Source organism: Candidatus Cloacimonadaceae bacterium, assembly GCA_030693415.1.
Taxonomy (GTDB): domain Bacteria; phylum Cloacimonadota; class Cloacimonadia; order Cloacimonadales; family Cloacimonadaceae; genus JAUYAR01.
Map to the genome: position 1 here is coordinate 24582 of JAUYAR010000018.1, position 12807 is coordinate 37388.

Annotated in this window: 11 protein-coding genes; 8 read left to right on the forward strand and 3 right to left on the reverse strand. The window is 49.3% G+C overall.

The window, feature by feature from the left end:
* Positions 1–27 precede the first annotated feature (27 nt).
* The 3 genes from Q8M98_01155 to lon are packed head-to-tail and all read right to left on the reverse strand — an operon-like array spanning position 28 to position 4584.
* Positions 28–753, reverse strand: a complete 726-nt coding sequence (locus Q8M98_01155) for a lysophospholipid acyltransferase family protein (protein MDP3113358.1) — start codon at positions 751–753, stop codon at positions 28–30.
* 13 nt (positions 754–766) lie between these two features.
* Positions 767–2209, reverse strand: coding sequence for a polysaccharide deacetylase family protein (locus Q8M98_01160; GenBank protein MDP3113359.1), 1443 nt, complete (start codon positions 2207–2209; stop codon positions 767–769).
* A gap of 29 nt (positions 2210–2238) precedes the next feature.
* Complete coding sequence (lon, locus tag Q8M98_01165; protein MDP3113360.1) at positions 2239–4584, reverse strand: endopeptidase La; 2346 nt, start codon at positions 4582–4584, stop codon at positions 2239–2241.
* A 339-nt stretch (positions 4585–4923) separates the two neighbouring features.
* On the opposite strand from lon, the gene Q8M98_01170 reads away from it, so the two are divergent.
* The 8 genes from Q8M98_01170 to Q8M98_01205 all read left to right on the forward strand — a co-directional run bounded on the left by Q8M98_01170 (position 4924) and on the right by Q8M98_01205 (position 12485).
* Positions 4924–5688, forward strand: a complete 765-nt coding sequence (locus Q8M98_01170; protein ID MDP3113361.1) for an NAD+ synthase — start codon at positions 4924–4926, stop codon at positions 5686–5688.
* A gap of 3 nt (positions 5689–5691) precedes the next feature.
* On the forward strand, positions 5692–6879 hold the full coding sequence (locus Q8M98_01175; GenBank protein ID MDP3113362.1) for a hypothetical protein: 1188 nt from the start codon (positions 5692–5694) through the stop codon (positions 6877–6879).
* Positions 6872–7993 (forward strand): bifunctional diaminohydroxyphosphoribosylaminopyrimidine deaminase/5-amino-6-(5-phosphoribosylamino)uracil reductase RibD, encoded by a 1122-nt coding sequence (gene ribD / locus Q8M98_01180; GenBank protein MDP3113363.1) that lies wholly within the window; start codon positions 6872–6874, stop codon positions 7991–7993. Before Q8M98_01175 ends, ribD begins: the two co-directional genes overlap by 8 nt.
* Positions 7994–8076: 83 nt before the next feature.
* Positions 8077–8472, forward strand: a complete 396-nt coding sequence (locus tag Q8M98_01185) for a cupin domain-containing protein (protein ID MDP3113364.1) — start codon at positions 8077–8079, stop codon at positions 8470–8472.
* 9 nt (positions 8473–8481) lie between these two features.
* Positions 8482–9543, forward strand: a complete 1062-nt coding sequence (locus tag Q8M98_01190) for a M42 family metallopeptidase (GenBank protein ID MDP3113365.1) — start codon at positions 8482–8484, stop codon at positions 9541–9543.
* Positions 9544–9707: 164 nt separating this feature from the next.
* A complete protein-coding gene (locus Q8M98_01195) occupies positions 9708–9884 on the forward strand; it encodes a hypothetical protein (protein ID MDP3113366.1) in 177 nt (58 codons plus the stop codon).
* Positions 9885–9949: 65 nt separating this feature from the next.
* Positions 9950–10723 (forward strand): 16S rRNA (adenine(1518)-N(6)/adenine(1519)-N(6))-dimethyltransferase RsmA, encoded by a 774-nt coding sequence (gene rsmA / locus Q8M98_01200; GenBank protein ID MDP3113367.1) that lies wholly within the window; start codon positions 9950–9952, stop codon positions 10721–10723.
* The gene (locus Q8M98_01205; protein MDP3113368.1) at positions 10686–12485 is read left to right on the forward strand and encodes a hypothetical protein; all 1800 of its coding nucleotides are present in this window, start codon (positions 10686–10688) and stop codon (positions 12483–12485) included. The genes rsmA and Q8M98_01205 overlap by 38 nt, the downstream gene beginning before the upstream one ends.
* Positions 12486–12807 lie beyond the last annotated feature (322 nt).

Below are 12807 nucleotides of genomic sequence, written 5' to 3' on the forward strand. Positions count from 1 at the left end.
GGAGGACGCGGATCGGTATGATCTAGGTCAAATAGTTTCCAGATTGCTCTTGATAGTGGAGTGCAGAAACTCGCTGAGCTTGTGTTTGTCCCGATAGATGGGATCAGTGGGAAGGATCGGAGGCAGTATCTTGATCCTGATCAGAGACTTGTGAATCTTTTTGTCAATCTCGAGAATGCGCCAGCTTCCTTTGATCACAAAAGGCACGATGGTCGCGTCTGCCATCTGTGGCAGTTTGAGGCTGCCGAGATGAAATATTCCCATGGTGTCGCTCTTGCTTCTGGTTCCTTCGGGAAAAATCACCAAAGGATGTCCACCACGGATGATGCCGGCGCTGGCTTTGAAGGTTTCCATCGCTTTGCGTGCATTTTTACGATCGATGAACACGCAAGGAATCTCCTTCATCCAGAGGCTCAGGATCGGCACTTTGAAGAGCTCCTGCTTGGCGACGAAACCCACGGGCTTGCCGATGAAACCCAGAAAGGACGGAATGTCAAAGAGTCCCTGATGATTGCCGATATAGCAGATGCTTTCGCTAGCGGGAATCAATTCAGCTCCTTCGATGATAACGCGCGAACCCGTGCTGCGCACCGTTACTCTACCCCAAAAACTCACTCCCGCATGGATCAATCTGCGATATTTCTTTTTGCTCAGGATGAGTTTGAAGGGTACGATAAAGAAATATGCCACCAAGCAAATGAGCATAAATAGCAGAAAGAAGGTTTTCCATAAGAACGATTTAATCGTATTCATGCTGATTCCTTTTTTACTTCCGCAATTGCCAATCTTCATAGATATCCCGCAGGGAGGTGACCCAAGCTCGCTTTCTCTGCGCGTAGGCGATTGTCTTCCAATACAATGAAGACCAGCCGGGATAGTCGATGGGATCGAAACTGGTATTGTGCCACAAAAGCGACAGATGGGATTGATACTTTGCCGCCATATCGATCAAGCGCTTGAGCGAACGCCTTGCCGCATAGCGGGATAGATTCATCGCCCGATGCGAATAGAGCGTTGTGTCCATCACGATCAACGGAATCTCGAGAACGCGGAACGGACGGTTTTCTTCAATATTGAATGGCGAAAATGGAAAGGAAATGCCTGCCCGGAAACCGATGTTTTCCCAGTATCCGAGGGTGGAATCAAATTCGATTCCCGCGTTTTCCAATATAGTGAAGCTCTTTTGATAGTTGAAATGAAGATAATGTGTGCGAAACCCGGTGGGGTTAAATCCAAGAGCGCGAAGTGTTTCGAGTTCCTGCTTCAGAACCTCTGAGTCGAATGCCGATTCCGGGCTGCCATGCAAACCGACTTCCTGCTGGCCAAGCAGATCGATGATTTGCTCACGGGCAACGATGTTGGTGATATAGTTTTGCCGCTCATCAGCAAAGTCATCTCTTGCGAGCAGAAACCAGGTGGATTTGACTCCCGCTTCAGCTTCTTGACGAACGATGTTTCGGACTATCCGCCAGGGATTATGAAACAGATTCTTGTGCAAAGTGTGTCCTATAGCTTTGTAGATCGCTGATAAGGGGCGCCCGAGAAATGATGACGCGTTATACTTAAGGGTTTCCGCTCTCTGTCTTGCCGTCCAAAAATCCCAGTAATCGATATCGTGCGAGAGTGAAACGGCAAAACCGCTGTTCTCTCCCCAATGGATATCTCTCACAAATTCAGGCAGATAGATGCCCATCACATAGAGCAGCATCTGACAATAGACGTCCACGACGGGTACTTCTGTGAAATCCCAGCGGTATTGAAGCGACTGCTTGAAATCCACCCTGTCCTTGGCCTGACCATGAAAGCTCATGATGTATTCGTGCCAACAAGTGAGAAAATAGAATCCGCTGGCAACGATGTCTTTGCGGATCAGACAGTGATCGTTGTCGAAGGAAAAAATCATGCCGTCGCGGGAAAAGAGGAAGGGGATGAATTCGTTCTTATATTGACGGAAATTAACTTTGTCCAAAGGATAGAGCTCCCTTAGCTCAAAGAAATCCGCCGTTTGCTCATTGAAGTGAATCTTGATCGGATATTCCTGGTCAGTGGACATCCCGTAGTAGACGTGCACGCTTTCAAAGTGCGTTCCATAAAGGAATTTCGGGTTCAGGCGGAGTACCGCACAATAGGTGCGTAAGACAAACTCCGCCTTCGGGATATAGCGTATTGGCAGATTGAGCAGGATGACGATATTGGGATATTTTTCCATCTATCTGTCCCTAACACTGACGTTTATGCTCACCCAAGCTCTTTCCTTTTCAGGGGGTTGTCGATCAGCACCTTTGCCAATACTTCCTTCACGTCCTCCACATAAGTGATGTCCATTCCTTCGAGAATATCCGGGGAAAAATCAGACAGGGTCTCCATATTTTCTTTGGGCAGGATCAGTTGACGGATTCCGGCACGTCTGGCGGCAAGCATCTTTTCCTTGAGTCCGCCGATGGGTAACACTTTGCCGACGAGTGTCACTTCCCCTGTCATGGCGATGTCGTGCCGCACTTTTTTACCGGTGAATAGCGATGCCAATGCCGTGGTGAGAACGATACCTGCGGAGGGACCGTCTTTTGGTACGGCACCTGAGGGGAAATGGATGTGGATGTCAAGCTTTTCCAATTCTTTGGGATTGATGTGATACCTCTGGTAGTTTGCTTTCAGGTGCGAAAGCGCAATGCGGGCGGATTCCTTCATCACTTCGCCTAAAAGACCGGTGAGAATGATAGCTCCCTTGCCGGGCATTTTGGTGGTTTCACAAAACAGGATCTCGCCGCCATAGCTTGTCCACGCGAGCCCGGTTGCGATGCCGATCTCGGGTTTGCGGTTTGCCAGTTCCAGTGAGTATTTCCGCGGTCCGAGATATGCCTTGACGTCCGTCCCTTTGATGAGGATATCCTTGTCCACGCCGCTGGCGACCGCTTTGGCGATCTTGCGCAAGATCGATCCGATGCGCCTCTGCAGATTGCGCACTCCGGCTTCGCGGTTGTAATACCTGATCAATTCCTGCAAAGCGCTCTTGTGAATCCTGATGTTTCTATCCGCCAAGCCGTTGGCATCCAGTTCTTTGGGGATGAGATAGCTTTTGGCGATCTGAATCTTGTCGTTTTCCAGATAACTGGAGAATTCTATGATTTCCATGCGGTCTCGCAGTGGCGGAGGAATCGTTTCAAGGGAATTTGCCGTGGTGATAAACAACACTTCGGATAGGTCATAAGCGAGGTTGATATAGTTATCCACAAAACTGTTATTCTGCTCTGGATCAAGCACTTCCAGTAGGGCGGAAGCGGGGTCGCCGCGAAAATCGCGTCCCAGTTTGTCGATCTCGTCGAGCATGAAAACGGGATTGGCGGTGCCCTGACGTTTGATTTCCATCAATATCTTTCCAGGCATGGCGCCGATGTATGTTCTGCGGTGTCCGCGAATTTCCGCCTCGTCGTGAATTCCACCCAGAGACATGCGTATGAACTTGCGGTTCAATGCTCTGGCTACGGATTTGCCGATCGAGGTTTTGCCCGTTCCGGGAGGACCGACGAAGCAGAGGATCGGACCCTTGAGACCGCCTTTGAGCTTTTTCACCGCGATGAATTCCAGGATGCGTTCCTTAGGTTTTTCCAAACCGTAATGATCCTGGGTGAGGATGCGTTCGATCTTTTTCAGATCGAGACGGTCTTTGCTATGAACCCTCCAGGGGAGATTGACGATCCAATCGAGATAATTTCGGATCACTCCATACTCGCTGGAGGCAGGTTGCATCACCGAAAGACGTTCCAGTTCCTCGTAGGCGACTTCACGCACATGGTCTGGAAGGTCGTTCTTTTCGATCAGATCTTTCCACTTGAGGATTTCCTTGCTCACTTCGTCGCTTTCACCAAGTTCACGACGGATGGCGTCCATTTGCTCGCGCAGGTAATAGCGGCGCTGGTCTTCGCTCATTTCGAGCTGGATGTTGCTGCGGATGTGGTTTTCCACCTTCATTTGTTTGATCAGCTCCGCGAGGCAGTTGTTCAAGTATCGATAACGTTCTTTGATATCAATCAGATCGAGAATTGCTTGGCGGTCATCAAGCTGGAGTTCGATGTTTCCGGCGATGATATCCGCCACTCTATCGGCTTGCTTGATATTGCTGAGCCCGGAGATCATTTCCCGGTTCAAAAGTGTGCTTTCCTGCGCGATCTTTTCGAGAAGTTCGAGAGCGATCGCGCGATAGGCGTGGATCTCGGTGTCCTCGATGTTTTGTTCTACGATAGATTCCACATCCACCATGATGAAGGGATCACGCTGCGTGACCTTTTGTAAACGGATGCGGGACGATCCCTGCAAGAGCAGGCTGATCGAGCCGTCCTGATTTCTCAACATGCGCAGGATCGTGACCGCTGTTCCGATCTCATGCAACCCCGTATCCGAGAGCTGCAGCTTATCCCGTTCGAGGAAAAAAGCCATCGCTTTATCGTTGGAAAGCGCGTGATCGATCACCAATTTGGATTCTTCGTCGGACACCACCAAAGGCATCAACAAATAAGGAAACATCACCACGCTGCTCATGTGCAGAACGGGCAAAGTCCTCGGAACCCGGCTGTTCTGATCTTCCATCAGTTGCACTCCTTAAATTTTCGTCTTTAGTTATATGATATAGCGCTTTGTGCAAAAAGGCAAATCACAGGAGATACCAATGCGCCAAGGCTTGGTTTTTGACAAGGACTTTTTTTATGCCTGGCTTAAAGGGTGAGCAAACACATAGGATTAGCTTACCCGGCTCAAGAGCCAATAACGGCTTTTGGGACGCCTTATGGTGGGAGATGAAAGACCTTGTGCCATAGGGAAAGATGATTGTGCTTGACGTAATCCACCAATTCCTGAGATTGAACGCGAGTCGCCTTATCAGCGAGTCTCTTTACAACTTTGACAGACATAAGTAAATAAGAGGATACTATGAGAAATTTGAACCCGCATAACGAGATCGGGCGCATCTGCGCATTCATTCGCGACTATCTGGAAAACAGCGGATTCGAAAAAGTGATTCTGGGACTTTCCGGAGGGATCGATTCCTCCGTTTCTGCTGCTTTGGCTGCACGGGCAATCGGTGCTGAAAATGTGATCGGAGTGATGATGCCCTATCGAAACAGTCATCCGGATTCTTTGGATGACGCCACCGAATTGGCAATACTGCTACACATCGAACATCATGTGGTTTCGATCAGCAGTATGACCGATGCCTATTTTGCCGGTTTCGAACCGGAAGCCACGTTGCTCAGACGCGGTAACTGGATGGCGCGCATGCGGATGTGCGTCCTCTACGATCTTTCGGCAAAATACAAAGCTTTGGTAGTGGGAACGAGCAACCGCACCGAACTCTTGGTAGGGTATTTCACCCAACATGGGGATGCCGCCTGCGCCATCGAACCCCTCGGACACCTTTACAAAAGCGAGGTTTGGCAGCTTGCCCGCGAGCTGAATATCCCAGGCAAAATCATCGAAAAGACCCCCTCCGCTGACCTCTGGGAAGGACAAACCGACGAAGCCGAAATCGGCTTGCGCTATAATGAGCTTGATCGCATTCTCTTTGACCTCACCGAATTGGACATCAATTTCCGCGCCGGCGGCAATCTCGATTTTCCGCTTGAGAAATATGAGAGAGTTCAGAAGCTGATGCAAAACTCCGCTTTCAAACGCAAACTCCCACCCATTCTGGATTGATCGATGCTGCAGCTACTCAAGAAAGACCGTTGCCCACGCTGCAGAGAAGAACGCGCAGTGCGTCAATGTCCGCGAATCCGAAAAGCGATCGGTTGGCAATGCTGCAACACGTTTCGCCATGATCTCAAATGCCCGGATGAATGCGGTTTCAAACCGCGTTTTAATGACGAAAAACCCAGTCCCTTTCCCGCTTTCAGAGCGGATTCAAACACTGAATTCCGCCACGCTCTGAAGCTCTTCATTGATTTTTGGATCAACAAACCCATCGACAAACTCGATGACCTGAGTCCTCTTACTTGCGCCAAAGACAACAAGGACAAGCTCTTGGCATGGCTGACAGCGTTTCAGTATCCCGCAAATTTCCCCATGGAATACCTGATGGACAAACTCGGCTTTCCCTCCGAGCGGCTTGAGGAATTCACCGATCCGGAAAGCGTCACCATGAAATATCTCGACAACCTCATCGCGCTGGAATGGGATAAGCTGCGCGCGCTTAGCGTCAACGATCTACCGATGGATGATGTGTCAAAGCGCTATGAAGAGATTTTGTCCGCAATTCCCGAATTGAAAAAAGTAAAACACCACAGAGTGATTCAGGGCGGAGTCGCTGATGACGGAGTGACCGCGATGGTTTTCCTCGAGCTAAATTATAAACATGATTGGACTTTGATCCTCAGTTCAGCCTCTGGAGAGTGGAAAGTGCGCCAAAACCTGGCGGGCAATCCGGGGCTTTTTTACAATCAGAATAATATCTACAAAGACATCGCCGAAGCACTCTCCGAAGGCAAGGACGACCTCGTCTGGGAATTACTTCAATCAAACCAAAAGCTCTATCCGGACAGCTCCGACCTCTATTATTACCGCGCGCTGTATTGGCAATTGGTCAAGCAGCCGGATAAGGCAAAGGTGGATTTTTTCAGTTCCATCGCGCTGGATAACGGATTCTATATGCCGATCTTCACGCTCGGAGCGATCTATTTGAGCGAAAAGAACCCCGCTGAAGCGCTGATCTGGTTTGATATCCTCCACGATCGACATCCCGAGGATATCAATGTGACGAACAACCTCGCCGCCTCACTTGCCGGAAAGGGTGAAACGGGCAAAGCGATCGGGCTCTGGAAACGGATTCTGACCATCGATCCCAACTATGAACTGGCAAAGAAAAACCTCGAACGCTATGCCGATGGATAAACACCTCAAATATATGAAACTCGCCATCCGCGAAGCTGAAAAAGCGCGCGGGACTTGCTCCCCCAACCCTTTTGTGGGAGCGGTGATTGTGAGAAACGATGCAGTGATCGCCAAAGGTCACACACAAGATTACGGTGGCGACCACGCAGAAGCTGACGCACTCAAACAAGCCGGGAAACAAGCTCGCGGAGCCAGTCTCTACGTCACTTTGGAGCCCTGCTCCCATTTTGGCAAAACTCCCGCTTGCACAGAGGCGATCATCAAAGCTGGTATCAGACGCGTCTTTTTTGGTATAAGGGATCCGAATCCGCTCGTGAAAGGCGATACCGATAATGACTTTTCCACCCCCGGAATCCTATCCATGCAATACGCCGGAATCGAAGTTCAAGGCGGGCTTTTGAGTGAAATGATAGAGCTTCAATTGGAATCCTACCTCTGTCGTACTCTGAAACACAGACCTTTCGTGATCTGGAAAGCGGCGCTTTCTATCGATGGAAAATATGCCGCGAACGACGGCAGCGCGAGATGGATTTCAAACGAGAAATCCCGCAGGGAAACCCACCGGCTCAGGGAAGCCGCGGACGTCGTTTTGACCGGTATCGGCACCGTGCTTGCAGACGATCCGCAATTGCACGTCCGCTTGAAAAACCCCAGGCACCAACCCATGATCGCGCTGCTCGATCCATATCTGGAGATCCCTCTTGACGCAAAACTAATCTCCGGTATCGATACCAATCCGCTGACCATCTTTCATGGCAAGGAGATATCGGATCAGGAAAAGCACGATCGTCTTCAAGCCCTTGGCGCTATTCTGATCTCAGTTCCTGCCAAAGCGGAAAAGCTCGATCTGATTTCCGTCCTCAAACTTCTTTTTGAACAAGGCACAAACAGCGTCCTGCTCGAATGCGGCAGCAAACTCGCCTCATCATTCTTTGCCGAAAAGCTGGTGGATAAATGCCACATCTTCTTTGGCAACAAGCTCCTCGGAGGCAGAAAAGCCATCCTGTCTGAGCTTCCCATAAACAACATCAAAGACGCCATCGAGCTCGATATCAAGATCATCAGCAAGCTTGAAAACGACATTCACGTTGTTGCCTATCCGATTTTCTCATAGCACCCTAAAACAAAATGCATTATATTGTTTTCAGAAGCCGCTATGGTTTCGATTGAACAAGAATACACTTCCTGGAGGAATAAATGAAAGTTATCCATTATGATCAGGTGGAGCTCGAACCCGTTTATGCTGATGGCGCCCAAGGCGCAAAGATCCGCTGGCTGGTTGCACAAAAGGACGGAGCGCCAAATTTTGCCCTGCGCATGTTTGAAGTGGAACCGGGAGGATACACTCCCTATCACCAACACGACTGGGAACACGAGCTTTTCGTCTTAGACGGCACAGGCGCTTTGGTGACCGAGCGCGGGGATACTCCCTTTGCCGCAAACGACGTGATGTATGTGGATCCCAATATGCTGCACTCATTCAAGAATACCGGCAATGGCGTCTTGAAGTTTCTCTGCATCATCCCGCATGAGCAGCCCATCGTCAAGAAAACCCTCAACCCCTTTGCTGGCGGCGAAGCTAATAACTGTTAGATTATCAATATGTTAAGTGAAAAGAATCTCAAGTTCTTGACCGATCTTGTCAATGCTCCCAGCCCCTCCGGATTTGAAGCTCCGGCTCAGAAAGTGGTGCGTCAATATCTTTCGCCGATTGCCGATCAAATCAGTTCAGACATCAATGGAAACCTCATCGCTGTCAAACATGGCAGCGGAAAACTCAAGGTGATGGTGATCGGACACGCGGACGAGATCGGCATGATCGTCAACCACATCGACGAAAATGGTTACATTTATGTGAAAACTCTCGGCGGTTTCGACGTCAACATCCTGCCCGGCTTGAGGTTGGATATCTATCATGAGGACAAGGTTCTCCGCGGTATTATCGGTAGAAAACCGGTACACATGATGCGCGGCACGGACGACAATCCCAAGCTCAAGCTGGAAGACCTGTGGATCGACATCGGCGCAAAAGACAGAGAGGATGCTCTCAAGAAAGTTTCCTTCGGAGACATTATCACCTATCACGCCGATTTTGAGATGCTTTCCGAGGATTTGGTCGTCACCAAAGCCACGGACAACAAAGCTGGAGTCTATGTCGCCGCCGCGGTGATGGCAGAACTTTCAGGGAAGAAACTCAAGGCAAATTACTATGCCGTCTCCTCCGTCGGCGAGGAAACCACGATGAAAGGAGCAAGCACGAGCGCGTATCAGATCGAACCGGACATCGCCATCGCGGTGGACGTGACCTTCACATCGGACATTCCCGGAGCGGACAAACGAATCTTTGGCGAATTGGCTTTGGGCAAGGGACCGACCATCAGCATCGGCGCCGCTTTGCATCCGGTGATCAAGGACAGATTGATCGCTGCCGCGGAAAAAGCAAAGATCCCATATCAACTGGAAATAGCGCCAGGCAGGACTGGCACGGACGCGGATGCCATCCACGGTCTGGGAAATGGTACCGCCACCGCAGTTATTGGTATTCCAAACCGCTATATGCACTCCCCCAATGAAGTTATCTCACTGAGCGATCTGGACAACGCGGTCAAGATGGTCGCTGGATTCATCCTCGCTTTGGATGACAAGATCGTTCTTGAGCGCTGAGGAAGACAATTTCAAAGAGCGAACTTTCGATAATCGAAACTCCTCCTTTATGACTTCGGCAAAATAAGTGTTGACGCATATAGCCTCTTCATACAATTGGCGGTCAGAGGTGAAATCATCTGGTTTTTTCTTCTGCAAATAGTTTAATATTCAAGGAGATAACAATGGCGAAAAATCATCGTGGTAAATTGCTCAGAGTCATGCCTTTTCACGGACGCGGAGAATGTCCCGTTTGTCACCGCACCGGCGTAAAGGTCACACACGAAGTCAAAGCAGACGGCAAGACGCATAATGTTTGTAAAATCTGCAAGGGTGTTTCACCCGATAAATTGAGCGCATAAGCTTATATGGGAACGGGTTGCAAAACAAGCCGTTCCCTTTTTTTATTAAGGGCATAAATTAAGCGATGAGAGCCATCAAAGAACTGGGGCAAAACTTTTTAATCAATCCCTCCATCGCGGCAGCCATTGCCGGTTTTGCCAATCTCACCCCCGGAGACAGAGTCTGGGAAATCGGCCCCGGAATGGGCATCCTCACCGGCGAACTGATTGAGCGTGGCGCCAAACTCACTGCTTTCGAGCTTGATCGCCGCATGGAAGAACCCCTCATCGAGAAATATGGCGAACGCTTTGAGCTCGTGATGCAGGATATTCTTAAGCTCGATTGGCAGGAACAAATCAATCAGGAACCCGCCAGAATCAAGCTCGTGGCAAATATCCCCTACCAGATCACTTCTCCTCTTTTGAACCTGATCGAACGCCATCACCAGAGCTTCGAGACCATCGTATTGATGGTGCAAAGGGAAGTGGCTCACCGGCTCGCGGGGTCGCCGAATAACAAGGATTATGGTTTGATGACGATCAAGCTGCAGCTCATTTTCGATATCAAACTTTTGCTCGATGTTGGGCGCGAGGAGTTTGATCCCGTCCCCAGGGTCGATTCTGCCGTGATCTCTCTTGCGCAAAGAAAAGATCCACCCTTGATCAAAAATCCGCTCAAATTTCGTCAGATCGCCACGGTCGCCTTTGCTAACCGCCGCAAAACGATGCGAAACAATCTATTGGCTTTGATCCCACGAGAGCGCGTCGCCATCTTGGAACAGAGCAGCGGCATCGATCTTTCCCGTCGTGGAGAAACCCTCAGTGAAGCTGAATTCATTATTCTCAGCGATCATATTTAACATTCTTGCCACTTGCCTGATTGCGGATAACAAAGCGCTCGAGTTCTATTTTTCCGGCAGCGACAACGTCATTGCGATCGAAAACAAGCTTCAATATCAGATCACGCCGTTGGCAAACGGAATCATCAACATACGGGGCTTTTCCTCGAACGAAAAGCGCATCAGTTTCAATCAAAACAGCAAGAAATCCCTGCTTGAGCTTGATTTCGTCATGGACAAACGCTTGCTGCGTCATCGATTTCTCTCAGGCTACGAGTATCTTTATGATCACAGCGACCTCGAGCAGGAACTTTCTCCTTACGTCAATAAAACGGCTTTTCTTGGCTATGGCATGGATTTCGAACCCCTTGACAGCCTGGAGCTGAGTTTTGGATTAAAGGGACATATTCGCAAGGAGCAAGACCGCTATCTGATGGGAAACATCCTGTCCAGCGATGGATATCAGGCTTTTGGAGGAGCTCGATTCGCCGCGCGGATCCGAGCCACGGATATTGGCATCCATTTCAACGCCGATCAGAAAAAGCTCGATTGGGAACACTTTGATTATGCCGGAGCGGCTGCATATCTCAATCACACCCGCGAAACTCTCTTTTGGCAAAACAGCTTATCCATCAATCACCGCAAGGACGACCTCTATGTCCTCACCCGCAGCTTGGATATTCGAAATCCCAGTTTCTATACCTTGTCCGACGCACAGGTTCGCAACGCTCTGTCTTACAATGGTATTGCCGAATTTATGCCTGCCGGTTTTCTCCGCTTGACCTTGCAGGAATACTTCTCGCAAAGGATAACCGAACTGGAAAATAATATCGTGCGCAACAACGGCGATTATATCAATCAGGCAGCTCTGAATATCGAAATTTTCCCGCTGGAAAAGATCAACTTGCGATCCCGCGTCCAACACAGCTTTGCGATCAAGGACTTCAGCTTTTCCCGAAAAACGCGTCACACGGAAAACCGTAGCATCAATACCATGCTTGCCTATGAATACAGCCACGGCGATTCACTCTCCGTATCGGCGAATTTTGATCTGCAACGCACCAGTTATCCGGATGACGATCACCGCTGGGACAACGATTTGCTCTCACGAAGCTTCAGAATCGGAAACGTGCATTACTACAAAGAGCGTATCCGCTTAAGCACCTGGCTAAATTGGAACATCCGCGACGACGTCTATATTGACGGAGTCCTCTCCTCAAACAACAAGCAGATCCACAGCATCAGCATGATGCCGGATTGCGCCATCCTCCTGGGTGACAGATTGATGTTCAAGCAGAGTTATCAGATCAGAACGGACTATAAGGACTATACCTACGAAGCCAGTAAACAATCGCTGTATCGTCAACTGACATATAAATATAACCTCGTTTTTGACAGCTTTCCCCTAATCGCCCGATCCGGTGACCAACGTTGGCTCGATCTTCCCTATCGCAGTACCGGAATTGGTGCCTTGATGACGGATATGTTTTTTGGATATGAGCAGAACGAATATGGCGACATGCTGAGTAGCGGAGTCTATTCGATCGATTTAAAGAACAAGCGCTATAGTGCGGGATTCACTCTCAAACACGACATCCAAAACCTCTATTACATCCTTGAACCAAAGTATTCCTGGGGTTCATGGAAAGAATACTACCTCCTCATCGGAGCCGCCTGGCAATTTAATAACCAATCGCTTTTAGAGTTTTCCGTTAATCCCGTCGGCGATATTCTTGATAAACTCGACTGGCGAACGACTGTGAATCTCAACCTGCGTTTCTGAGCCCAAGTTTAGCAAAATAGTGCCCAAAGTTATTGCAATATAGCTCAAGTGGCAGACCGCTGTCGCTGTACCAGTTTCCCTGTGGTCTTCTTCTCGATAGACACAGATGACGCTGATCGATATGATCATCATGATCATTGAAATCTGAATCGAAATAACTTGTTCACCCGTTCACTCGTTCACATCTTGTCAAGTCCTAATATAGTTGACACTAGGTTGCCACTTTTTGCGATAGCGCTACACCCCTCCATAGTATGCCCCCCAAGCGAAGTTTTCGTGCAGATCAACAAGCCACTGGATACGCGTGAATCCTGTGAGTTAT

Bases quoted from the DNA above. Each gene is read 5' to 3' on its own strand.
- Q8M98_01155 (MDP3113358.1), bottom strand. From the start codon at position 753: ATGAATACGATTAAATCGTTCTTATGGAAAACCTTCTTTCTGCTATTT.
- Q8M98_01160 (MDP3113359.1), bottom strand. From the start codon at position 2,209: ATGGAAAAATATCCCAATATCGTCATCCTGCTCAATCTGCCAATACGC.
- lon (MDP3113360.1), bottom strand. From the start codon at position 4,584: ATGGAAGATCAGAACAGCCGGGTTCCGAGGACTTTGCCCGTTCTGCAC.
- Q8M98_01170 (MDP3113361.1), top strand. From the start codon at position 4,924: ATGAGAAATTTGAACCCGCATAACGAGATCGGGCGCATCTGCGCATTC.
- Q8M98_01175 (MDP3113362.1), top strand. From the start codon at position 5,692: ATGCTGCAGCTACTCAAGAAAGACCGTTGCCCACGCTGCAGAGAAGAA.
- ribD (MDP3113363.1), top strand. From the start codon at position 6,872: ATGGATAAACACCTCAAATATATGAAACTCGCCATCCGCGAAGCTGAA.
- Q8M98_01185 (MDP3113364.1), top strand. From the start codon at position 8,077: ATGAAAGTTATCCATTATGATCAGGTGGAGCTCGAACCCGTTTATGCT.
- Q8M98_01190 (MDP3113365.1), top strand. From the start codon at position 8,482: ATGTTAAGTGAAAAGAATCTCAAGTTCTTGACCGATCTTGTCAATGCT.
- Q8M98_01195 (MDP3113366.1), top strand. From the start codon at position 9,708: ATGGCGAAAAATCATCGTGGTAAATTGCTCAGAGTCATGCCTTTTCAC.
- rsmA (MDP3113367.1), top strand. From the start codon at position 9,950: ATGAGAGCCATCAAAGAACTGGGGCAAAACTTTTTAATCAATCCCTCC.